Here is a 22,194-nt window from a genome sequence, read left to right on the forward strand (position 1 = left end):
CAGGAAAAATTTCCTGCGTCCTATACAACTCTTACGCAGCCTTGCGTTCCAGGGTCTGCACATTGTCCCCAGTTACATCGATAGCAATTTTCCGCAGCTTCAATGCCCCAGGAATTTTTCGGCAATTCTTTCCATCTTCAGCAAATCCTTCCCCAGCTGGGCCCCGTCGCAGTGACATTGCCAGAGCATGTGCAAAGAAGCAACACTGCACCGCCCGGATATTGTAATGATAACTGTTCTCATCTATAATTCCGCCGTGTAACACGTGCATTCATTAAATAGTCGGCCGCCACAGTCCAACTTTTACCGGCACAATTTTCTCGTACACAATAATTTCCCGGCAAGCCAAGCGGTTTTATCCGATAGCCAGCTAATACTCCAGTTGACTAAAGGATAGTAATGAATCACCGCCTTACCCCCCTGACAGCCGCTTTGCTGGCTGCGTTTTCTTTTCCCCTGATGCAGCAAGCGGCCTTTGCGCAAACCACGCCGGCCGAGGCAACATTGCCCGCAGTGACGGTACAAGGTAACGAACCATCCTACAATCCGACAACTGCGACCAGCGCGACCAAGATCAACGCGCCTTTGCGCGACATCCCGCAAACGGTGAATGTCATTACACAGGAATTGATGCGCGACAAGGGTGTGCGGTCCATGGAAGATGCGGTGAAATCCGTGCCCGGTGTGAGCCTCACTCATGGCGATGGCCAGCGCGATCAGGTATTCATCCGCGGCTTCTCTTCGATCGGCGATCAATTTATCGATGGCATCCGTGATGACGCCCTGTATTTCCGCGATATGTCGAACATCGAGCAAATCGAAGTCGTCAAAGGCCCGGCATCGGTACTGTACGGTCGCGGCTCATCGGGCGGCATGATCAATCGCATCACCAAAAAACCTGGCATCGACAAGAATGAAGCGAGCTTGCAAGTGGGCAGCTGGAATCAACGTCGCGGCGAGTTCGACATTGCACGCAATCTCGAAGACAACAATATTTCATTCCGCATCACGGGTGCCGTCGAACGTGCAGACAGTTTCCGCGACCAGCAATTCCTGGAGCGTGAAGCGTTCGCCCCTTCAATGAAAATCAAAATCGATGCTGATACCAGCCTCTTGCTGCAAGCTGAATATCTGCATGACAAACGTGTCACCGACTTTGGCATTCCGTCATTCAATGGCCTGCCTATCAAGGTCGATCCTAAAACTTACTATGGCGCAGCGAACGCACGCGATGCCGATTCGGTAGAAGCAACTGTCAGCGCAGGCAGCATTGCCCTCGATCATCGCTTCAACAGCGAATGGTCGATCCGCAATGCCTTCCGTTACTACCAATACAAGCTTGATCGCGTCAACACCATACCAGGTGCGGTAACAGCCAATGCGGCTTTTGCTTCGGGCTATCAGGTAGCGCGGACGCGCAGTGCGATTGCGCGCGATGAGCATGGCGTATTCAACCAAACCGAATTGACGCAAAACACTACACTGGCCGGCATGGCGCACCAGATCTTGTATGGCGTCGAGTTCGGCGTGCAAGACCGGACGCAACTGGTCCGCTCAGGAACGGCCGTGGCCGTCGATGCGTTTAATCCCGTCGCTCCCAGCGCCAGCACCGCAAATCTGGCCGTGACAGCAGCATCATCAAATACCGGCAGCAGCACTACTGCCAGTACTTATGTCCAGGATCTGATTTCCCTGTCTGACAAATGGAAAGCCTTGCTCGGCATCCGCTACGACTCCTTCAAGCAAGAAGTACGGGTAGCCAACATACCTGGCCGCACCGATAACGCATGGAGCCCGCGCGCCGGTGTTGTATATCAACCATCCACCACGCAGTCTTACTATGCTTCGGTCAGCAAATCATTCCAGCCATCGGCAGAAAATTTCAATCTGACTGCAGCCAATGCAGTGTTTGCGCCGCAAGAAACCATCAGCAAGGAAATCGGCACCAAGATAGATTTGTTTGATGGCAAGGCAACTGCGACTGCGGCCTTGTTCAATCTGGAACGCAGCAACATGACTACCACCAACCCTGCAGGTGTTACGACCGCGGTAGGCACACAACGCACCAATGGTATCGAGCTGACGCTTGCTGGAGATTTGTCCAACGGCTGGAGAATGTCGACCGGTTACGCTTATCTGGATGCAAAGATCAGCAAATCCAGCGCGGTTAGCAAAAACGTCGCCGGCGTGGCGGACGGCATTGCCGCACAGGGGAAAAATGCCTCGGTGACGCCGGAGCATAGCGGCAACGTATGGTTGACGAAAGGGCTGGCGCCAAACTGGACTGCCGGTGCGGGCCTTAACTATGTCGGCACCCGCTTTGCCGACACTTACAACACCGTCACATTACCAAGCTATACAACCATGGATGCGATGGTCTCGTACAAAATCAAGGGCTTCGATCTGCAGTTGAATATCTACAATATCTTCGATAAAGAATATATTGCATCGGCCCACAGCAGTGTGGCGAATTCGCTGCTGCCTGGCGCGCCACGCTCTGCAACCCTGACCGCACGTTACGCATTCTGATAGCGACATGCCCACGACCATTTTCGCTTGTGGGCAAAACTGTAAAAAATTGGAAAACCATGAAAAACTTCATCAAACCGATATTCGCCGCAGCCTGCTGCGCATCGCTACTAGCCAGCGGCATGGCACAAGCACATTACCTCTGGCTGGAATCCGGCAAGGCAGGCGCATCGCTGTATTACGGCGAAGTCGACGCGCAATTGAAAGAAAAAAGCCCCGGCAAATTGGACCGAATTGCGGCCCCGCAAGCGTTCACGGCTGACAAGGTTGCGCCGCTTGAGCTCCATCGCAATGCAAACCATCTGGCTATCGCCAGCGGCAAGGCAGCCACCGTATTGGCACGGGAAGAATCAGTAGCCGTGGCCGATCTGAGCAAGAGCAATCTTGGTATGGCGAAGTCCAATTACTATGCGCGCCTTGGCCTGCCTTTAGCCGCTGGTACGACCTCGCCGCTGGCGCTGGATATCACGCAAGGCAGCAAACCAAATTCCTTTATTTTGCTATACCGTGGACAGCCGCTGAAAAATGCCAAGCTTGAAGTGATTGCGCCGAATACATGGATGCAGGAACACAAGACTGATGCGCAGGGCGCAGTCGAAATCAATACGCCATGGCACGGGCAGTATGTTGTGCATGTATTGCATATCGATCGCACTACAGGCGAGTTTTCGGGCCAGCAGTATGACAATCTGCGCAATCACCTGACCTATACCTTTACCAAAAAGAGCGGCGCCCATGCAGGACCGGTACGCCCGCCCAGGTATGTAATGGAATAAGTAATGAGTTCCGACATACTTTTCCGCAAGCGTGATGGCGCATCCGTATCCTTGTCTGCCACTGGCTCGAACAAGCGCCAGCGCAGCAGGCGCGCAATATTTCTCACATGGCTGCGGAAAATCCATTTGTATGTCGGCTTGTGGGGTGCCGTGTTCGGCCTGCTGTTCGGTGCAACCGGCATCCTGCTCAATCATCGCGCAATCCTGAAGATTCCCGTCACGCAAACCATACAGACCAGCGCGCAGCTAACGCTGCCGGCGCATGATTTTTCCAGCCCCGAAGAAATGTCGGCATGGCTGCAGAATGAATTGAATTTTGTCCCCACAGCCCCGGCCGCCGTCAAATCCCATCCAGCCAGAAAAGTCGTATGGGATGGCCGCGAGTTGCAACAACCCGAGCGCTGGACCATTTCATTGAACCGGCCCGATCGCGGTGTATCTGCCGAATATTTTGTCGGCAATCGTTTCATTAAACTTGATCATGTCGATGCGACGCCGATAGGGACGTTGACGCGACTGCACAAGTCTGTCGGCGTGAGCGCATTCTGGGTCTTGCTGGCCGATACGATAGCCGGCAGTCTGATTTTGTTGTCGATTACCGGTTTGCTGCTGTGGACCCAATTGCACACCGTGCGCAGCATCGCCGTGATGACCAGCGTCGGCGCGCTGCTGGCTGGCGTCTGGTTCATGTGGTCTGTGTAAAGACCACTGCCATATCGCGCAGCGTTTCAAGTCCGCGACCTGCTAGATGACTTTCAGCTTCGCATATTCCGGATTCCCGGGCGGGTAGGCAGGTTTCAATTTCTGCAAGGTTTCCAGTATGACGGTCGCAATCGCCAGATTGCGATGCGTTTTTGAATCTGCCGGGATCACGTACCAGGGAGCGTGGTCGGCATCAGTTTCTGCTATTGCCTGCGCATACAGGCGCTGATATTCGGGCCAGAACTTGCGCTCTTCCAGGTCGTTGGGATCGAATTTCCAGTGCTTGTCCGGATCGGCTATGCGCTCTTCCAGCCTTTGCTTTTGCTCGTCGCTAGATATGTGCAAAAAGAATTTCAGGATCACGGTACCGGTTTCACTCAGCATCCGTTCAAAGTCGCGGATGTGTGCATAGCGCCGCGCACACTCCTTGTCGTCTATCCAGTCATGCACGCGCGTGACCAGTACATCTTCATAGTGGCTGCGATTGAAGATGACGAACTCGCCCTGTCCTGGCATTTGCTGATGGATGCGCCACAGGAAATCGTGGGCTTGTTCCGGCGGGCTCGGCGCCTTGAAGGCGATGCTTCGTACGCCCAGGGGATCTATCTTGCCCAGTACGCCGCGCACCGTGCCATCCTTGCCGGAGGTATCCATGCCCTGCAACACGATCAGTATCTTGTGCTTGCGCTCGGCATACAGGATGTCTTGCAGCTCGGCGATCTGCTGCGCCATCTTTTCGACCTGTACTTTATCCTGCGCCTTGTCGCCGCTGGACAAAGGCTTCTCGCCAGCCGCTGCATCCACGACTTTTTGATTTTTTCCTGCACGGAACAGTTGCTGGGCGCTAGCCATCTTCATCCTTGTTGGGGTTGCCGGGCACGCCATCTCGCGTGATCGATTTTGGTACAGCGATCGGCCACCACATCGAGGCCGGCAGCGCGCGCCTTGTCTGTTGCCGCGTCATTGATCACGCCGATTTGCAGCCACAAGCCCCTGGCCCTGACCGCAATCGCTTCATCTGCGATCGGCCCTACCAATTCCGACTTGCGGAATACATCGACCAGATCAATGCGGGTTTGCTGTTCCGCCAGAGCGGCGGCGGCCAGTGTCAGCGTCGCATAGCAATGCTCGCCGAGTATGTGAGTGCCTGCACATGCCGGATTGACGGGAATGATGCGATAACCGTGGCGTTGCAGGTAGGCGGCTACTTCATGGCTGGGACGGTCCGGTTTCGGAGACAGGCCGACCACCGCGATGACCCGCGTTTCCGCCAGAATCTTATCTATGACTTGTGGATTTTGATTCATGATTTCTTTTTCCAAAAACAAGAAGGGCAGCCTGAGCTGCCCTTCATTGTATGCGGAACTACATTTCCAGATTAACGCTTTTGGCGCAATCTTTGTATCGCCGCCAACTGCGCGATCGCACTGGCCAATTCGGCCTGCGCTTGCGCGTAGTCAATTTTCGATTCCCTGTTGACCAATGCTTCTTCGGCCAATCTTTTCGCTTCCGCTGCCTTGGCTTCATCCAGATCTGCACCGCGGATCGCGGTGTCAGCCAGTACCGTTACTGCATGCGGCTGCACTTCCAGAATACCGCCTGCAACGAAGACGAATTCATCTTCAGCCTGGCCGGCAATCTTGATGCGTACTGCACCTGGTCGGATGCGTGTGATCAGCGGCGTATGTCCCGGCAAAATACCGAGTTCGCCTGATTCACCCGGCAGCGCGACAAATTCCGCTTCACCGGAGAAGATCGCTTCTTCGGCGGAGACTACATCTACGCGCATTGTGTGTGCCATGTTAGAACCTTATTTCTTCGTGCTAAGATCGATACGAACCTGCGGGTTACGCAGCGATGAACACTGCGTAACCGGCTCAACGATTAGTTGAGTTTTTTCGCTTTTTCGATTGCTTCTTCGATAGTGCCTACCATGTAGAACGCTTGTTCCGGCAGGTGATCGAGTTCGCCCGACGCGATCATTTTGAAGCCCTTGATCGTATCTTTCAGCGAAACGTATTTACCAGGCGCGCCGGTAAACACTTCAGCAACGTGGAACGGCTGCGACAGGAAACGCTGCATCTTACGAGCACGTGCGACCAGCAGTTTGTCTTCCGGTGCCAGTTCGTCCATACCCAGAATCGCGATAATGTCGCGCAATTCCTTGTAGCGTTGCAAGGTACCCTGAACAGCGCGCGCTGTGTCGTAGTGATCTTGACCAACGACGAGTGGATCCAATTGACGTGATGTCGAATCGAGTGGATCAACCGCTGGGTAGATACCGAGCGATGCGATGTCACGCGACAGAACAACGGTGGAATCCAGGTGAGCAAACGTAGTTGCTGGCGATGGATCGGTCAAGTCATCCGCTGGAACGTAGACGGCCTGGATCGATGTGATCGAACCGGTTTTGGTCGAAGTGATACGTTCTTGCAGACGGCCCATTTCTTCAGCCAGCGTAGGTTGATAACCCACAGCCGAAGGCATACGACCCAGCAGAGCGGATACTTCAGTACCGGCCAGTGTGAAGCGATAGATGTTATCGACGAAGAACAAGACGTCTTTACCTTCGTCACGGAATGCTTCAGCCATCGTCAAACCAGTCAACGCAACGCGCAAACGGTTGCCTGGTGGTTCATTCATTTGACCGTAGACCATCGCTACTTTGGAGTTTTCCGGATTTTCCAGATCAACCACTTTAGCGTCAGCCATCTCGTGATAGAAGTCATTACCTTCACGAGTACGCTCACCGACACCAGCGAACACGGACAAGCCGCTGTGCGCTTTAGCGATGTTGTTGATCAATTCCATCATGTTGACGGTCTTGCCTACACCAGCGCCGCCGAACAGACCGACTTTACCGCCTTTTGCGAACGGGCAAACCAGGTCAATAACCTTGATGCCTGTTTCCAGCAAATCGGTGGAAGGGGACAGTTCGTCGTAAGCAGGAGCCTTACGGTGGATCGATGCTGTACGTTCATGGCTGACCGGACCGCATTCGTCGATAGGGTTACCCAGCACGTCCATGATGCGGCCGAGTGTTGCCTTGCCGACTGGTACCGTGATTGGATGACCGGTATTTTGAATGATCATGCCGCGGCGCAAACCGTCGGAAGTACCGAGCGCAATAGTACGGACAATACCGTCACCCAACTGTTGCTGTACTTCCAGCGTCAGTTCGGAGCCTGCCATCTTCAAGGCATCGTAAATCTTAGGCATCGCATTGCGGGGAAATTCAACGTCCACCACCGCGCCGATACACTGAACGATTTTGCCATCAGCCATTTTCGTTCCTTCAATATATAAAATTTAAAATCTGGTTGTTGAGAACAGCGCGTCGCTTGCGCTAACGCTGTCCCGCAATCTAATTAAACCGCAGCCGCACCGGCAACGATCTCGGAAAGTTCTTTCGTAATCGCAGCTTGACGCGTCTTGTTATAGACCAGCTTCAATTCACCAATCACGCTACCGGCATTGTCGCTTGCCGATTTCATCGCCACCATGCGAGCCGATTGCTCGGACGCGAGGTTTTCAGCAACTGCCTGGAAAATCAGCGCCTCAACATAACGCACCAGCAATTCATCGATCACGGTTTGCGCATCCGGCTCGTAGATGTAATCCCATGCCAGCGAATCGGTATCTGCCGTCAACTTGTCAGCAGCCAATGGCAGCAACTGCTCCATCATCGGCTCTTGCTTCATCGTGTTGATGAACTTGGTGTACACGACATACACTGCGTCCAGCTTGCCTTCCTGATACGCATCGAGCATCACCTTGACCGGGCCAATCAACTTGTCCAGGTGCGGGGTGTCACCGATTTGCACCGCATGCGACACAACGCGTGCGCCGATACGATTCAGGAAGCCCAAACCTTTATTGCCGATAGCAACGGTTTCGACTTTCTTGCCTTGCGCTTCCAACTCGCGCAGCTTGGTCGTCACGATACGCAAGGAGTTCGTGTTCATGCCGCCGCACAAACCCTTGTCAGTCGTCACGATGATGAAACCTACCGTTTTCGACACATCCGACTTCACCAGAAACGGGTGTGTGTATTCCGGATTGGCTTGCGACAGGTTGGCAGCGATATTACGAATCTTGTCGCTGTACGGACGAGCCGCGCGCATCCGGTCTTGCGCCTTGCGCATTTTGGATGCGGCGACCATTTCCATCGCCTTGGTGATCTTCTTCGTATTTTCTACGCTCTTGATCTTGCCACGTATCTCTTTGCCTGAAGCCATGAGTTATTACTCCTTATAGCCCCGGAATCAGAACGATTTTTTGAAATCAGCAATCGCGGCAGCCAATGCAGCTTCGTCATCTTTCTCGAGCTTCTTGGTGTCTTCGATTTTTTGCAGCAATGCTGCGTGGCTGGACTTCATGAAACCGTGCAGACCTGATTCAAATGCGAGTACACGTTTGACTTCGATATCATCGAAGTAACCCTTGTTGACCGCGAACAGCGAAACCGCCATCAACGAAATCGACAATGGAGCGTACTGAGCCTGCTTCAACAATTCGGTTACACGTGCGCCGCGATCGAGTTGCTTGCGGGTCGATGCATCCAGATCCGAAGCGAACTGGGCAAACGCAGCCAATTCACGATACTGCGCCAGATCGGTACGGATACCGCCGGACAGGCTCTTGATGACTTTGGTTTGTGCAGCACCACCAACGCGCGACACCGAGATACCGGCGTTGATCGCAGGACGGATACCGGCATTGAACAACGATGTTTCCAGGAAGATCTGACCGTCGGTAATCGAAATCACGTTGGTTGGAACGAATGCGGAAACGTCGCCAGCTTGCGTTTCAATGATAGGCAGAGCTGTCAGCGAACCGGTTTTGCCCTTGACTTCACCTTTGGTGAAAGCTTCGACGTAATCGACGTTGACGCGTGCTGCGCGCTCGAGCAGGCGGCTGTGCAGGTAAAACACGTCGCCAGGATACGCTTCGCGGCCTGGTGGACGGCGCAACAGCAGCGACACTTGACGGTACGCGACAGCTTGTTTCGACAAATCGTCATACACGATCAGCGCATCTTCACCGCGATCGCGGAAGTATTCGCCCATCGTGCAACCGGAGTAAGCCGAAACGAATTGCATCGCAGCGGATTCCGAAGCGGTAGCGGCAACAACGATCGTGTATTCCATCGCGCCGTGCGCTTCGAGCGAACGAACGATGTTTTTGACCGACGATGCTTTTTGGCCGATAGCAACGTAGATACACGTTACGTTCTGACCTTTTTGATTGATGATCGCATCGATCGCAACAGCCGTTTTACCGGTTTGACGATCGCCAATGATCAATTCGCGCTGACCGCGGCCAACTGGCACCATGGCGTCAATCGCCTTGATACCGGTTTGCATAGGCTGGTCGACCGATTGACGTGCAATAACGCCCGGTGCGATTTTTTCGATTGGTGCTGTCAGCTTGGTGTTGATCGGACCTTTGCCGTCGATCGGTTGACCGAGTGCATTGACGACGCGACCGCGCAGTTCAGGACCGATAGGCACTTCCAGAATACGACCGGTACATTTAACCGTATCGCCTTCGGAGATGTGCTCGTATTCGCCCAGAATAACGGCGCCGACGGAATCACGTTCCAGGTTCAGCGCGAGGCCGAAAGTATTGCCTGGGAATTCCAGCATCTCGCCTTGCATGACGTCGGACAGACCGTGGATGCGGCAGATACCGTCGGACACGGAAATGACCGTGCCTTGATTGCGAATCTCAGCGGTGTCGCCAAGGCCTTGGATGCGGCTCTTGATCAGTTCGCTGATTTCAGACGGGTTGAGTTGCATATAAACTCCTAAAATTTTTCTCTGTAGCTTAGGCTAGGCCCGGGCGACGATTACGCAGTCAACGCAACTTGCATCTGTTGCAGTTTCGCGCGCACCGAGGTGTCGAGCACTTCATCACCGACAACGACACGCACGCCACCGATCAGTTCGCCATCAACGGCGACGGTCGGATTAAGCTTGCGGCCGAATTTCTTTTCCAGCGTTGCGACCAGCTCGGTCAACTGTGCAGCCGACAGTTCAAACGCGCTGACGATTTCTGCATCAGCGGCGCCTTCCTGCGCATTTTTCAATGCGTGAAACTGCGTCGCGATTTCCGGCAACAGCGTCAGGCGGTCGTTTTGCACCAGCATGTTGATGAAGTTTTTCGCTTCAGCGCCAACCGGCGATTTGAGCGCCGCGATGAATGTGCTGCTCACCAGGTCGTCCGAGATTTTCGGGTTGTGCGCCAATGCATAAACATCGGGGTGCGCAGCAACCTGAGCCATTTCGGCAACCAGGGTAGACCAGCCATTCAAGTCGGCGGCTTTCGCCACACGGAACAGAGCTTCTGCGTAAGGACGGGCAATCGTTGCGAGTTCGGCCATGATTACAGCTCGGCTTTCAGTTGCTTCAACAAATCGGCGTGTGCAGCAGCATTGACTTCACGTTTCAGAATTTGCTCAGCGCCTTTGACTGCAAGGGTAGCGACCTGGTCACGCAATGCTTCGCGTACCTGGGTTACTTGCTGATCTGCATCTGCTTTGGCTGTCGCGATAATACGCGCAGCTTCTTCAGCGGCTGTTTTCTTGGCTTCGTCGATTATGCTTTGGCCGCGCTTTTCGGCATCGCCGATACGCTTTTGACCTGCTTCTTGCGCAGATGTCAGTTCTGCCTGGGCGCGCTTTTCAGCGGCTGCCAGATCAGACTTGCCACGTTCGGCAGCTGCCAAACCGTCCGCGATCTTCTTGGCGCGCTCGTCGAGCGCATTCATCAATGGCGGCCACACGAATTTCATCGTGAAGCCTGCCAGGATGAAGAAGACCACGAACTGCGCAATCAGGGTTGCATTTAAGTTCATGGTAATTCCTTCTCTAAGTAACGTGTGCCGAAAACGTCTTCAGCGTGAAACCGGTCAACGACCGAATTACTTAGCGATGAACGGGTTAGCGAATGCAAACAACATGGCGATACCGACACCGATCAGGAACGCAGCATCGATCAGACCAGCCAGCAGGAACATTTTGGTTTGCAATGTGTTCATCAACTCAGGTTGACGAGCAGAAGCCTCAAGGTATTTGCCACCCATGATTGCGATACCGATACAAGCGCCGATTGCGCCCAGACCAATAATCAAACCACAAGCCAGCGCTACAAATGAGAGATCAGTCATGACAATTCCTTCAAAGTTAAAGTTAAATCAAAAATTAATACTAAAAAACGGAGCGTACTGTTACTGCAATTCCAAAACCAATTTCAAAAATCTTAGTGCCCTTCATGCGCCTGGCCGATATACACCAGCGTCAGCATCATGAAAATGAATGCCTGCAGGAAGACGATCAGGATGTGGAAGATTGCCCACAAAGTACCTGCTACGACATGGCCGAAGAAACCGAACGCGGTTGCGGTCGAACCCAGCAAGGCAATCAACAGGAACAGCAATTCGCCGGCGTACATGTTGCCGAACAGTCGCATCGCGAGGGAAACGGTTTTCGCTGCGAATTCGATCATGTTCAACAACAGGTTGAACGGTGCCAGCCAGATGCCAAACGGTGCAGCGAACAGCTCATGTATGAAGCCGCCAGCACCCTTGATTTTGATGTTGTAGAAGATCATCAGCGCGAACACGCCGAGTGCGATACCCATCGTGCCGTTCAAGTCGGCGGTAGGAACTACGCGGTGATACGGGAAAATGTGATCGATGCCGACGAAATGGAAGAAGGCCGAGAACATATCGACTGGCAGGAAATCCAGCGAGTTCATCAACGCAACCCAGACGAATACGGTCAATGCCAGTGGCGCGATGAAAGTACGGTCGCCGTGGACTATCGATTTAGCTTGGTTGTCGACCATTTCGACGACCATTTCAACTGCAGCCTGGAAACGGCCTGGCACGCCAGACGTTGCCTTGCGTGCTGCCAGCCACATGAAAAAACAACCAACGACACCGGCAAATACAGACCAGAAAATCGTGTCCATATTGATGATAGAAAAATCGACTATCTTGTCCTGGTGCTTGGTGGAAAAATGCCCCAGATGGTGGACGATATATTCGGAAGCGGTCGGTGCTGCGTGATTCGCCGCTCCTGCAGTAGCCATTTCAGTCGCCATGTCAGTGCCTAAATAATAAGATAATGTAACTTTTCAGTGCCACGATGAAGGCAGCGACCAGCGCCAGCACATTCAAATCGCGGTACAACCAGACGACAGCCGCCAACAAGGCCATCGTCAATGCAATCTTGATAAACTCGCCGATGAAAAAAGTCATCGGATTAACAGATTCGGATTTTTGCGCAGCGGAAAATAAACGTAGCGCAAACAAGCCATTTGGCACCACGCAGCACAACCCACCCAACAGCGCCGAATACAGCGCCGGCATTCCAGCGATCAAACCGGCAATAATACTGGCGATTACCGTAGTCGCGAGTTGCATGAGGACGACGGGCAGCATACTGGTCCAAATGGTGCAGCCCTGGACGATCTTGCGATCAAGCCTTGGGACTGGTGTGAATACTAGCTAGGTCATGCGTTCCATGAAGCCACGGGATTATAAGGGCTTTCCTTATGCACCGTCAAACGTTTGCTGCATGAAAAATCACTGCCCGCATGATGCTGCGCGCGCCGCAGGCGGAATTATTTGTCCGGCTGCCCATGCCGCAAGATAGACGTCATGGCTTTTGCGCGACGGCAGCTTGCACCTCCATTGTTGCGCTTGCACAACGTTGCTCAAGCGCTATCAAGACCTAAGCAGGAACGCGCAATTTGGCAATAATGCCGTCTAGCGCATCCAGACCGGCAAACTCTATTACCAGCTGGCCCTTGTTTTTGGCGCCCAGCTTGATCGCCACTTGCGTGGCCAGCGCGTCGGACAGTTCTTCTTCCAGACGCGTGATGTCACGCGATTTTTCCTTGCCGCTGGCGCGCGGCTTGCCGCCGGTCGCCTGCTCCAGCGTGGAACGCGCGACCAGTTTTTCCGCTTCGCGCACCGACATGCGTTTGGCCACCACCTGGTTTGCCAGTGTAATTTGCGTCGCCGCATCGACCGCCAGCAAGGCACGCGCATGGCCCATATCGATATCGCCGGCCATCAGCATCGTTTGCACCGGTTTCGCCAGATTCAGCAAACGCAGCAAATTGGACACCGCGCTACGCGAGCGGCCGACCGCCCCTGCCGCCTGCTCATGCGTGAAGTTGAAGTCGGCGATCAGCCTGTGTATGCCTTGCGCTTCTTCCAGCGGGTTCAAGTCTTCGCGCTGTATGTTTTCAATCAGCGCCATCGCGGCGGCGGCTTCGTCATCGACTTCCTTGACGAGTACCGGCACTTCCGTCAGCCCCGCCAGTTGCGCCGCACGGAAGCGGCGCTCGCCAGCGATGATTTCATAACGGTCACGGCCATTGTGCGAAGCTATCGGTCGCACCAGGATGGCCTGCAGCAAACCCTGCGCCTTGATCGACGCGGCCAGCTCATTCAATGCGCCCTCATCCATGCGTGTACGCGGCTGGTATTTGCCGGCTTGCATGTCGGTCACCTGCAATATCGATGGCGCACCCGGCAAGGATGCAATCGCTTCATTGAAATCGGTCGCGCCGCCGAGCAATGCTTCCAGACCGCGCCCCAGGCCTTTTTGTTTTTTCGTAACCATGATTTCCAACTCTTTAATTGATGGGGCGCGCAACCACGATGCGTTGCGCGCCGAAATATTTATACTGCCTTGATCCGTTCAACCATTTCCGCACCGAATGCCAGATAGGCTTGCGCACCTTTGGAGGCCGGGTCGAAGTTGATGCCGGGCATGCCGTACGATGGCGCTTCCGCCAGCCGAACATTGCGCGGGATGATGGTCTTGAATACCTTGTCGCCGAAATGCTGCTCCAGCTGCGACGACACTTGCTGCGACAGCGTCATGCGCGGATCGAACATCACGCGCAGCAAGCCTATGATCTTCAAGTCCGGATTCAGTTTTGCATGGACCTTCTTGATCGTGTTGACCAGGTCCGACAAGCCTTCGAGCGCATAGTATTCGCACTGCATAGGGATGATCACGCCATGCGCCGCGCACAAGCCGTTCAGGGTCAGCATAGACAGCGCGGGCGGACAATCGATCAGCATGAAATCGTATTCTGCATCGACCGCGGCCAGCGCATCCTTCAAGCGCTTTTCGCGATTGTCCAGCTCGACCATTTCCACTTCGGCGCCTGCCAGTTCGCGATTGGCCGGCAGCACGTCGAACTTGCCTACCTCGGAACTCACGCGCGCCGTCTTCACGTCCGCCATCCCGAGCAGCACTTCATATATCGATGATTTCAACTCGGCCTTGTTGATGCCGGCCCCCATCGTCGCATTGCCTTGCGGGTCCAGGTCCACCAGCAATACGCGCTGGTTCAATTGCGCCAGGCCAGCAGCCAGATTGACTGTCGTGGTGGTCTTGCCGACACCGCCTTTTTGATTGGCGATACAAAATATTTTTGCCATGTTCTCGTTTTAGTTAGTGGTCAATTTAATTTCCAGGCCCATCACGCTACTGCCCCTCACCTTATTTTGCTGCCTGCTCCTGGCTGGTTTTCACCAGCTTTGCGGTATCGAAGCCCTGCGCCGTCACGCGATCGACCATTGCATCATAGGCGGCAGCCGGCATGGCCGGCGTGCGCGACAAGATCCACAGGTATTCGCGGCTCGGGCCGCCGACGGCGACGGCAGTGTATTCGGCATCCAGATCGATGATCCAGTAATCGGCCCATACAAACGACAGCCAATCCAGCCATTCCGGCGCAAAGCGCACTTTCAATTTGGCGTTCGTCAGCGCATCGTCGACGCGACCGCGGCCTATGGCTTCCGACATCTTGCCGTCGGCTTCCTTGCAGCGATTGATCACATCGATTTCGCCATCGCTGCGCCTGTTGTATTGCGCGCTTACATTGCCGGTGCAGTTCTTTTGAAAACGGTTCGGGAAGCGCGCGATTTCATACCATTTGCCGACATAGCGATTCAGGTCCACGCCGGGCACCGTCTTGACCGCCTGCGCCCATGCGGCATTACTCAACAAGCCGGCAGCCAGCAAGGCTGCCATCAGGCAGTATTTTTTCATGGCTTTTCCCTTTTGATGAATACCAGATGGCGCTCTGCCTGCAAGGTCGGCACATGCAGCGCACGCACTTCTGTCACCTTCCATCCAGCCGGCAAGCGCGCAACTTCCGCATCCGGCGCCACGCCCTTGAGCGCGATGAAAGTACCGTCATCGGCCAGCAAATGCTGCGACCAGGTGATGAAGTCCGATAATTCGGCAAATGCGCGCGAGGTGATCACGTCGAATTTCTGCGGCGCATTCCACTGTTCCACGCGCGCGGTGTAAACATTGACGTTGGTCAAATTCAACTCGGCCTTGACCTGCGTCAGGAACGCGGTTTTCTTGTGTACCGTGTCTATCATCGAAATGCGCATCGCGGGTTGCGCCTCCGCTGCCCAGATCGCCAGTACGATGCCGGGCAAGCCGCCGCCGGCACCTACATCCAGCACATTTTGCGCGCCGTCAAAGGCGGAAACTGCCGCCAGCGAGTCGAGCAAATGCTGGGTCACCATCTGTACCGGATCGCGCACCGCGGTCAGGTTGTAGACGGAATTCCATTTCAGCATCAGGGCCAGATAATCGATCAGCCTGGTCAGTTGCGCTTCGCTCAGCGTCAGCGATAAATTGCGCGCGCCTTCAGCCAGTATCGCGGTCAGTGCAGCTCGGTCGAAACTCTTCATGCGGCAGCTTCTGTCGTCGGTGGCAAGACAGCAAATTCCTTGTAACCGCCTTTTTTCAAATGCACCAGCAACAGGGAAATCGCCGCCGGCGTCACGCCGGCCATGCGCGATGCCTGGCCCAGGGTTTCCGGCCGGTGCTTGCTGAGTTTTTGCTTTACTTCAAACGACAAGCCTTTGACTTCCATGTAATCGAAGGCGGCCGGCAGCTTCAGGTTTTCATAATGATCGTGACGCTCGACTTCTTTCGCCTGGCGATCGATGTAACCGGCGTACTTCAACTGGATCTCGACTTGCTCGCGCACCGCGTCTTCCACCACGCCCGGGCCGCCCAGATCCTGGCCATCCACGCCCTTCAAACTCATCAGTGTCTGATACGTCACATTCGGGCGGCGCAACAGGTCAGCGAGTGCATACTCGCGCTCTATCCCTTTACCCAAAACACGCTCGGCTTCAGCTTCAGCCAGAATACGGGGACTGACCCAGGTCGTGCGCAGGCGCTCCAGCTCGCGCGCAACCGCTTCGCGCTTGGCTTCAAACAGCGCCCATTGCGCATCGCCGACACAACCCAGTGTGCGACCGATCTCGGTCAGGCGCATATCGGCATTGTCTTCACGCAGGCTCAAGCGGTATTCGGCACGGCTGGTAAACATCCGGTACGGCTCCAGCACGCCCTTGGTAATCAGGTCGTCAACCAGCACGCCCAGATATGCTTCATCGCGGCGCGGCGTCCATGCATCGCGCTCCTGCGTCTGCAGTGCTGCATTGATGCCGGCCAGCATGCCTTGTGCGGCCGCTTCTTCGTAGCCGGTGGTGCCATTGATCTGGCCGGCGAAAAACAGCCCGCCTATGACCTTGGTTTCCAGCGAGGCTTTCAAGCCGCGCGGATCGAAATAATCGTATTCAATTGCATAGCCAGGACGCAGGATGTGCGCCTGCTCGAGGCCGCGCATCGATTGCACGAGCGCCAGTTGCACATCGAATGGCAGGCTGGTCGAAATGCCGTTCGGATAGTATTCATTGGTCGTCAAGCCTTCCGGCTCAAGGAAAATCTGGTGCGATTCCTTGCCGGCGAAGCGATGTATCTTGTCTTCTATCGAGGGGCAATAACGCGGACCCACTCCTTCGATGACACCGGTGTACATGGGGCTGCGATCGAGTCCGCCGCGTATGATGTCGTGCGTTTTTTCATTTGTATGCGTAATCCAGCAAGGCATTTGCTGCGGGTGCATCGCCGCCGTACCCATGACGGAAAATACCGGGACAGGATCGAGATCGCCCGGCTGCTCCTGCATCACCGAGAAATCGATGGAACGGCCATCCAGCCGTGGCGGGGTGCCGGTTTTCAGGCGACCTTGCGGCAGCTTCAATTCCTTCAGGCGCGCCGATAGCGAAATCGCCGGCGGGTCACCTGCCCTGCCAGCCGGGTAATTATTCATCCCGACATGGATCTTGCCATCGAGGAAAGTCCCCGCGGTCAGCACCACTGCACGCGCGTAGAATTTGATGCCAACCTGCGTAACTGCGCCTATGACGCGATCGCCGACCACCAGCAAATCATCTACCGCCTGCTGGAACAACCACAGATTGGGCTGGTTTTCCAGACGCGAGCGGATCGCCGCCTTGTACAGGATGCGGTCAGCTTGCGCGCGGGTTGCGCGTACGGCCGGGCCTTTCGATGAATTCAGGATGCGGAATTGTATGCCGGCTTCATCGGTGGCGAGCGCCATCGCGCCGCCCATAGCATCGACTTCCCTGACCAGGTGGCCCTTGCCTATGCCACCTATCGATGGGTTGCAGGACATTTGCCCCAGCGTTTCTATATTGTGCGAGAGCAGCAGGGTCGACTGGCCCATGCGCGCAGAAGCCAGCGCAGCCTCGGTCCCGGCATGGCCGCCGCCGATAACAATGACATCAAATTTGGTAGGAAAAATCATAATGCGCCTCGGTGAGACGGTAAGCAGAGGCGAGATTATAAAGTCTTTTTGCGCTTATTTCGCCGGAACCGGGTTTTAGCGATGAATTAGATCGTCTTTTGTTTCACGTGAAACAAAAGACGCGGCCTATCAAGCAAGGTATGCATCGTAAGCAGTCTTCAAGATCAAGCCCGACACGACCAGCAAAAACAGTTTGCGCACAAAGCCGCTCCCATACAGCAAGGCCAGGCGTATCCCGAGCAGGGAGCCGAGCACATTGCAGACCGCCATCAGCGCCCCGAGTTGCCACAGCAAATGTCCGCTATAGCCAAACCACAACAAGGCGGCGACATTGCAAGCCACATTCACTACCTTGGCCACCGCCGATGCGCCGAGGAAATCGAAGCCGAAGAAGCGCACGAACAGGAAAACCAGGAAGCTGCCCGTGCCCGGACCGAAGAAGCCATCATAGAATCCTATGCCCCCGCCGACCAGAATCGCGAGCGCCCTCTCCTTCCCGCCCGTATATAGCGGTGCATTAATGCTGCCTAAATCCTTTTTTCTGTAGGTATAGGCAGCGACCGTCAGCAGGATGAAGGGCAAAAACTTGCGGATAAAGTCTGGTGGTATATGCGTAACGGTATAGGCACCAAGAAAAGATAGCGCAAATGCAGCGCTAGCCGCCGGCACTGCGGTACTCCATTGCAGCTTCACGCGCCGGGCAAATCCGGCTGCGGCAACCGCCGTACCCCAGACACCGGCCAGCTTGCTGGTGCCCAGCAGGGTTGCAGGCGCGACATTCGGCAACGCGGAAAACAGGGCTGGTAGCTGTATCAAGCCGCCGCCGCCAACCACCGCATCTATCATTCCAGCGACAAATGCCGCGACGGCCAGGATCAGGTAATCAGCCATGTCGCTATGCGCTTATCCGGGGAAATGGCTGCTCAGGGCTGCGCTGCGCGTATCAATTGCGCCGCTCTTTCCGCTATCACTATCGTCGTGGCACCTGTATCGCCAGTCGTAATGAGCGGCATTACCGATGCATCCACCACCCGCAAGCCGGCTATGCCGCGCACACGCAACTCGCTATCGACAACAGCAGAGGGATCGCTGGCGACGCCCATCTTGCACGTGCCTACCGGATTGGTGCCAGCCGCACCTATGTCGCCAGCCAACCGCAACAAATCATCGCCGCCACTCATTTCCTGCAATGCATAGGGCTGCAATGCCGGTGCCGCAACGATCTTGCGCGTCAGGCGTATCGCAGCGGCAGCAACGTCCTGATCTTGCTGCGTACTCAAATAATTCATGTGGATGGCTGGCGCAACGAGCATATCCGGCGCAGTGATCCGGACCTGGCCGCGCGCTGTCGGCTTCAGATTCGCGACGCTGGCAGTAAATGCAGGGTAAGCATGCAAGGCGCTGCCCGCGGATTCCTGCGACCATGGCTGTATTTGATAGCCCAGATTGGGTGTGGCTTGCGAACTATCGGAGCGCAGCAATGCGCCCAGCGGTGCCGGTACGGCGCTTATAGGGCCGGTTTTCTTGAGCAGATATTGCAAGCCCATGGCCGCCTTGCCCAGCCAGCTGGCCGTCATCGTATTCATCGTGGCATTGCTGGTTTTGGCGCCAGCGACCCTGAACACCATCTTCAAGGGCAGATGATCCTGCAGGTTTTCACCGACACCCGGCAAGTCTTGCACTACCGGTATCTGCTGTTCCTGCAGCAAGCTGGCAGGCCCTATCCCGGAACGCTGCAGGATTTGCGGCGAGCCGAATGCACCCGCCGCCAGGATTGTTTCACGTGAAACATCCGCCACCCACTCCTTGCCACCGCCGGTGAATTCCACCCCTGTGCATACGCTACCCTGCTCCGTCTGCGCAATGATCAGACGCCGGACCTGGGAGCCGGTCATGATGTCCAGATTACCGCGCCGGGTAATCGTGCGCAAAAAAGCCTTGGCCGTATTCAGGCGCAAACCGTTTTTTTGATTGATATCGAAATAGCCGCAACCCTCGGCGCTACCCCGGTTGAAATCGTTAATCTTCGGGACGCCGGATTGAAAAGCGGCTTCACGGAAAGCATCCAGGATATCCCAGCGCATCTGCTGTTTTTCCACACGCCAGTCGCCACCGGCACCATGGAAATCATCTGCGCCTTCCGCATAATCTTCGCTTTTCTTAAATAGCGGCAATAACTGATCCCAGCGCCAGCCTGCATCGCCGCTAGCGTCAGCCCAGCGATCATAATCCTGCACCTGGCCGCGCTGGTAAATCATTCCGTTGATCGCGGAAGAACCGCCCAAAATCCTGCCGCTCGGATACAAGACGCTGCGTCCATTCAAGCCCGCTTCTGCCTGCGTGTGGTAACGCCAGTCCGTGCGCGGATTGTCTATCATGTGCCGAAAACCTATCGGGAGATGGACCCAGATGTAATCATCCTTGGCGCCGGCTTCCAGCAACAATACCGAGACATTCTTGTCTTGCGTCAGCCGGTTGGCCAGCACGCAGCCAGCGGTCCCTGCCCCGACTATGATGTAGTCGTACTTCCCTGCGGATTCTGCCATTGTCTCTAACGTTAGTGTTGTTGTTGCAAGATGTTCCAATAAGTAAGCCCCATCATTGACGATGGGGCTTACTGTCGACTGACAAGCGCGATAATTTGCAGCAAGGACTCTGGCTGCCTTATTTAGTGGTGGGCATAGTGAATTCAGCACCCTTGGCTATTGATTCAGGCCAGCGCTGCATGATCGATTTATAGCGCGTATAAAACTTGATGCCCTCTTCGCCATACGCATGGGTATCGCCAAACATCGAGCGCTTCCAGCCGCCGAAAGAATGCCAGGCCATAGGCACCGGGATAGGCACATTGATGCCGACCATGCCGACTTCTATCCGACGTGAAAATTCGCGCGCGGTATTGCCATCCGAGGTGAACAAGGCAACGCCGTTGCCAAACTCATGGCCATTGATCAAATCAAGCGCGGCAGTAAAATCTGGCACACGCACTACACATAAAACCGGACCAAAAATTTCTTCCTGATAAATAGTCATTTCCGGCGTGACCCGATCAAACAGGCAACCGCCGATAAAAAAGCCTTTACTGTGTCCATCCACCACCAAGTTGCGTCCATCTACCAGTAACTTTGCACCCGCCTTGACGCCGGCATCTATATAACCTTCAATTTTGGCTTTATGTACTGCGCTGACCACCGGCCCCATTTCTGCATCGGCATCCATGCCGTTTCTGACCTTCAGCGATTTCACGCGCGGGATCAAGGCATCGACCAATTTATCGGCGATGCTGCCGACCGCCACCGCGACTGAAATCGCCATGCAACGCTCGCCAGCCGAGCCATAAGCGGCGCCTATCAAAGCATCCACCGCTTGCTCAAGGTTGGCATCCGGCATCACCACCAGGTGGTTCTTGGCGCCGCCCAGTGCCTGCACACGCAAGGGATAAGCACCTTTGCGTTGTGTACCGCTGGAATAGATATGTTCCGCTATCGGTGTAGAACCGACGAAGGAAATCGCCTTGACGTCTGGATGGGCCAGCAAGCCGTCAACCGCCAGCTTGTCGCCCTGCAATACATTGAAAACGCCATCCGGCAAGCCCGCCTGGTGCAGCAAGTCAGCCACCATCAATGAGGGTGAAGGATCGCGCTCGGATGGCTTCAAGATGAAAGTATTGCCGGTGGCCAGCGCAACCGGCGCCATCCACATCGGCACCATGAAGGGAAAATTGAAAGGTGTGATACCTGCCGTCACGCCCAGCGGCTGGCGCAAATTCCAGTTATCTATGCCACCACCGATATTGTCGGAGAATTGCGTCTTTAATAATTGCGGTACGCCGCAGGCAAATTCGACTACTTCCAGCCCGCGCGTGACTTCACCCTTGGCATCGGAAAATATCTTGCCGTGTTCACGGGTAATCGCGGCAGCAAGGTCATCGTGATATTTCTCTATCAGCGCCTTGAACTTGAACAAGATCCGTGAGCGCTTCAGCGGCGCCGTCTCAGCCCATGCAGGGGACGCACGCTTGGCGGCAGCCACCACAGCTTGCACATCGTCATTGCTGGCCAGCACGACGTGTCCACTCACCTCGCCGGTTGCAGGATTGAACACTTCCTGCTGCCGGCCGCCATCCGTGTCTGCCAGGCGACCATTTATATAATGTTCAAGCTTTAGAATAGGAGTACCCATGATAAAGAATCCTTTGAAAATGATGGTTTTCAATCACGATAGACAGTGCATCAGTACTTCAGATTACCATGCTGATTATTGCTGAACTGAAATAATATACTGTGGATAAGCCTGTGTACAAAACGGGGATAGCTTGTGCATAAAGTGCGCACGCCGTCGGCCAGGTTTTTTATGCAGAATCTGTTCTTCTACAATACCGCCTTTATGCAGGCTTTATCCTCTTCCCAAGTACTTGATTTCCTTTTGTTTTAGTCGCTTATCCACAGAAAAGCACCGGTGTTAACTATTACTACTAAACATATATATAAACAATTACCTTAAAACCGGTT

The 22,194-nt window shown here is 54.8% G+C and carries 22 protein-coding genes; 3 read left to right on the forward strand and 19 right to left on the reverse strand.

Annotated elements, in window-relative coordinates; genetic code table 11:
• The first annotated feature begins 399 nt into the window (after positions 1–399).
• Genes Q7T06_RS12725 through Q7T06_RS12735 form a run of 3 tightly spaced genes read left to right on the forward strand, consistent with a single transcriptional unit; the run spans position 400 to position 4,007 of the window.
• Entirely contained in the window at positions 400–2,529 is a 2,130-nt protein-coding gene (locus tag Q7T06_RS12725) for a TonB-dependent siderophore receptor (protein WP_304785174.1), read from the forward strand.
• Between the two features lie 59 nt (positions 2,530–2,588).
• Positions 2,589–3,305, forward strand: coding sequence for a DUF4198 domain-containing protein (locus tag Q7T06_RS12730; protein ID WP_304785175.1), 717 nt, complete (start codon positions 2,589–2,591; stop codon positions 3,303–3,305).
• Positions 3,306–3,308: 3 nt separating this feature from the next.
• On the forward strand, positions 3,309–4,007 hold the full coding sequence (locus Q7T06_RS12735; protein WP_304785176.1) for a PepSY-associated TM helix domain-containing protein: 699 nt from the start codon (positions 3,309–3,311) through the stop codon (positions 4,005–4,007).
• 42 nt (positions 4,008–4,049) lie between these two features.
• Here the strand turns inward: Q7T06_RS12735 and Q7T06_RS12740 are convergent, their stop codons facing one another.
• The 19 genes from Q7T06_RS12740 to Q7T06_RS12830 all read right to left on the reverse strand — a co-directional run bounded on the left by Q7T06_RS12740 (position 4,050) and on the right by Q7T06_RS12830 (position 21,865).
• Positions 4,050–4,859, reverse strand: a complete 810-nt coding sequence (locus Q7T06_RS12740) for a PPK2 family polyphosphate kinase (protein WP_304785177.1) — start codon at positions 4,857–4,859, stop codon at positions 4,050–4,052.
• 2 nt (positions 4,860–4,861) lie between these two features.
• Entirely contained in the window at positions 4,862–5,314 is a 453-nt protein-coding gene (locus tag Q7T06_RS12745; protein WP_304785178.1) for a CoA-binding protein, read from the reverse strand.
• A gap of 71 nt (positions 5,315–5,385) precedes the next feature.
• Positions 5,386–5,808 carry a F0F1 ATP synthase subunit epsilon gene (locus Q7T06_RS12750; protein ID WP_304785179.1) on the reverse strand — a complete coding sequence of 141 codons (423 nt, stop codon included), beginning with the start codon at positions 5,806–5,808 and terminating at the stop codon, positions 5,386–5,388.
• A gap of 83 nt (positions 5,809–5,891) precedes the next feature.
• Positions 5,892–7,292 carry a F0F1 ATP synthase subunit beta gene (gene atpD, locus Q7T06_RS12755; RefSeq protein WP_304785180.1) on the reverse strand — a complete coding sequence of 467 codons (1,401 nt, stop codon included), beginning with the start codon at positions 7,290–7,292 and terminating at the stop codon, positions 5,892–5,894.
• An 83-nt stretch (positions 7,293–7,375) separates the two neighbouring features.
• Positions 7,376–8,245, reverse strand: coding sequence for a F0F1 ATP synthase subunit gamma (gene atpG, locus Q7T06_RS12760; RefSeq protein WP_304785181.1), 870 nt, complete (start codon positions 8,243–8,245; stop codon positions 7,376–7,378).
• Between the two features lie 27 nt (positions 8,246–8,272).
• Entirely contained in the window at positions 8,273–9,808 is a 1,536-nt protein-coding gene (gene atpA, locus Q7T06_RS12765) for a F0F1 ATP synthase subunit alpha (protein ID WP_304785182.1), read from the reverse strand.
• 50 nt (positions 9,809–9,858) lie between these two features.
• Entirely contained in the window at positions 9,859–10,392 is a 534-nt protein-coding gene (locus Q7T06_RS12770; RefSeq protein WP_304785183.1) for a F0F1 ATP synthase subunit delta, read from the reverse strand.
• Positions 10,393–10,394: 2 nt separating this feature from the next.
• A complete protein-coding gene (locus tag Q7T06_RS12775) occupies positions 10,395–10,865 on the reverse strand; it encodes a F0F1 ATP synthase subunit B (protein WP_304785184.1) in 471 nt (156 codons plus the stop codon).
• 66 nt (positions 10,866–10,931) lie between these two features.
• The gene (gene atpE / locus Q7T06_RS12780) at positions 10,932–11,177 is read right to left on the reverse strand and encodes a F0F1 ATP synthase subunit C (RefSeq protein ID WP_011872763.1); all 246 of its coding nucleotides are present in this window, start codon (positions 11,175–11,177) and stop codon (positions 10,932–10,934) included.
• 92 nt (positions 11,178–11,269) lie between these two features.
• Positions 11,270–12,115 carry a F0F1 ATP synthase subunit A gene (gene atpB, locus Q7T06_RS12785; protein ID WP_304785185.1) on the reverse strand — a complete coding sequence of 282 codons (846 nt, stop codon included), beginning with the start codon at positions 12,113–12,115 and terminating at the stop codon, positions 11,270–11,272.
• A 1-nt stretch (position 12,116) separates the two neighbouring features.
• On the reverse strand, positions 12,117–12,455 hold the full coding sequence (locus tag Q7T06_RS12790) for an ATP synthase subunit I (protein WP_304785186.1): 339 nt from the start codon (positions 12,453–12,455) through the stop codon (positions 12,117–12,119).
• A 292-nt stretch (positions 12,456–12,747) separates the two neighbouring features.
• On the reverse strand, positions 12,748–13,647 hold the full coding sequence (locus Q7T06_RS12795; RefSeq protein ID WP_304785187.1) for a ParB/RepB/Spo0J family partition protein: 900 nt from the start codon (positions 13,645–13,647) through the stop codon (positions 12,748–12,750).
• 59 nt (positions 13,648–13,706) lie between these two features.
• Positions 13,707–14,477 (reverse strand): ParA family protein, encoded by a 771-nt coding sequence (locus Q7T06_RS12800; RefSeq protein ID WP_304785188.1) that lies wholly within the window; start codon positions 14,475–14,477, stop codon positions 13,707–13,709.
• 61 nt (positions 14,478–14,538) lie between these two features.
• Entirely contained in the window at positions 14,539–15,090 is a 552-nt protein-coding gene (locus tag Q7T06_RS12805; protein WP_304785189.1) for a lipocalin family protein, read from the reverse strand.
• The gene (gene rsmG / locus Q7T06_RS12810; RefSeq protein WP_304785190.1) at positions 15,087–15,749 is read right to left on the reverse strand and encodes a 16S rRNA (guanine(527)-N(7))-methyltransferase RsmG; all 663 of its coding nucleotides are present in this window, start codon (positions 15,747–15,749) and stop codon (positions 15,087–15,089) included. The genes Q7T06_RS12805 and rsmG overlap by 4 nt, the downstream gene beginning before the upstream one ends.
• The gene (mnmG, locus tag Q7T06_RS12815; protein WP_304785191.1) at positions 15,746–17,683 is read right to left on the reverse strand and encodes a tRNA uridine-5-carboxymethylaminomethyl(34) synthesis enzyme MnmG; all 1,938 of its coding nucleotides are present in this window, start codon (positions 17,681–17,683) and stop codon (positions 15,746–15,748) included. The genes rsmG and mnmG overlap by 4 nt, the downstream gene beginning before the upstream one ends.
• A 129-nt stretch (positions 17,684–17,812) precedes the next feature.
• The gene (locus Q7T06_RS12820; protein WP_304785192.1) at positions 17,813–18,574 is read right to left on the reverse strand and encodes a TSUP family transporter; all 762 of its coding nucleotides are present in this window, start codon (positions 18,572–18,574) and stop codon (positions 17,813–17,815) included.
• Positions 18,575–18,606: 32 nt separating this feature from the next.
• The gene (locus Q7T06_RS12825; protein ID WP_304785193.1) at positions 18,607–20,229 is read right to left on the reverse strand and encodes a GMC family oxidoreductase; all 1,623 of its coding nucleotides are present in this window, start codon (positions 20,227–20,229) and stop codon (positions 18,607–18,609) included.
• Positions 20,230–20,347: 118 nt separating this feature from the next.
• Positions 20,348–21,865, reverse strand: coding sequence for a CoA-acylating methylmalonate-semialdehyde dehydrogenase (locus Q7T06_RS12830; RefSeq protein ID WP_304785194.1), 1,518 nt, complete (start codon positions 21,863–21,865; stop codon positions 20,348–20,350).
• Positions 21,866–22,194 lie beyond the last annotated feature (329 nt).

The organism is Herminiimonas sp. (assembly GCF_030645555.1).
Lineage (GTDB): Bacteria > Pseudomonadota > Gammaproteobacteria > Burkholderiales > Burkholderiaceae_D > Oxalicibacterium.

Coding starts and splice junctions, on each gene's coding strand:
- Q7T06_RS12725 (WP_304785174.1), top strand. CDS start 400: ATGAATCACCGCCTTACCCCCCTGACAGCCGCTTTGCTGGCTGCGTTT.
- Q7T06_RS12730 (WP_304785175.1), top strand. CDS start 2,589: ATGAAAAACTTCATCAAACCGATATTCGCCGCAGCCTGCTGCGCATCG.
- Q7T06_RS12735 (WP_304785176.1), top strand. CDS start 3,309: ATGAGTTCCGACATACTTTTCCGCAAGCGTGATGGCGCATCCGTATCC.
- Q7T06_RS12740 (WP_304785177.1), bottom strand. CDS start 4,859: ATGGCTAGCGCCCAGCAACTGTTCCGTGCAGGAAAAAATCAAAAAGTC.
- Q7T06_RS12745 (WP_304785178.1), bottom strand. CDS start 5,314: ATGAATCAAAATCCACAAGTCATAGATAAGATTCTGGCGGAAACGCGG.
- Q7T06_RS12750 (WP_304785179.1), bottom strand. CDS start 5,808: ATGGCACACACAATGCGCGTAGATGTAGTCTCCGCCGAAGAAGCGATC.
- atpD (WP_304785180.1), bottom strand. CDS start 7,292: ATGGCTGATGGCAAAATCGTTCAGTGTATCGGCGCGGTGGTGGACGTT.
- atpG (WP_304785181.1), bottom strand. CDS start 8,245: ATGGCTTCAGGCAAAGAGATACGTGGCAAGATCAAGAGCGTAGAAAAT.
- atpA (WP_304785182.1), bottom strand. CDS start 9,808: ATGCAACTCAACCCGTCTGAAATCAGCGAACTGATCAAGAGCCGCATC.
- Q7T06_RS12770 (WP_304785183.1), bottom strand. CDS start 10,392: ATGGCCGAACTCGCAACGATTGCCCGTCCTTACGCAGAAGCTCTGTTC.
- Q7T06_RS12775 (WP_304785184.1), bottom strand. CDS start 10,865: ATGAACTTAAATGCAACCCTGATTGCGCAGTTCGTGGTCTTCTTCATC.
- atpE (WP_011872763.1), bottom strand. CDS start 11,177: ATGACTGATCTCTCATTTGTAGCGCTGGCTTGTGGTTTGATTATTGGT.
- atpB (WP_304785185.1), bottom strand. CDS start 12,115: ATGGCGACTGAAATGGCTACTGCAGGAGCGGCGAATCACGCAGCACCG.
- Q7T06_RS12790 (WP_304785186.1), bottom strand. CDS start 12,455: ATGCTGCCCGTCGTCCTCATGCAACTCGCGACTACGGTAATCGCCAGT.
- Q7T06_RS12795 (WP_304785187.1), bottom strand. CDS start 13,647: ATGGTTACGAAAAAACAAAAAGGCCTGGGGCGCGGTCTGGAAGCATTG.
- Q7T06_RS12800 (WP_304785188.1), bottom strand. CDS start 14,477: ATGGCAAAAATATTTTGTATCGCCAATCAAAAAGGCGGTGTCGGCAAG.
- Q7T06_RS12805 (WP_304785189.1), bottom strand. CDS start 15,090: ATGAAAAAATACTGCCTGATGGCAGCCTTGCTGGCTGCCGGCTTGTTG.
- rsmG (WP_304785190.1), bottom strand. CDS start 15,749: ATGAAGAGTTTCGACCGAGCTGCACTGACCGCGATACTGGCTGAAGGC.
- mnmG (WP_304785191.1), bottom strand. CDS start 17,683: ATGATTTTTCCTACCAAATTTGATGTCATTGTTATCGGCGGCGGCCAT.
- Q7T06_RS12820 (WP_304785192.1), bottom strand. CDS start 18,574: ATGGCTGATTACCTGATCCTGGCCGTCGCGGCATTTGTCGCTGGAATG.
- Q7T06_RS12825 (WP_304785193.1), bottom strand. CDS start 20,229: ATGGCAGAATCCGCAGGGAAGTACGACTACATCATAGTCGGGGCAGGG.
- Q7T06_RS12830 (WP_304785194.1), bottom strand. CDS start 21,865: ATGGGTACTCCTATTCTAAAGCTTGAACATTATATAAATGGTCGCCTG.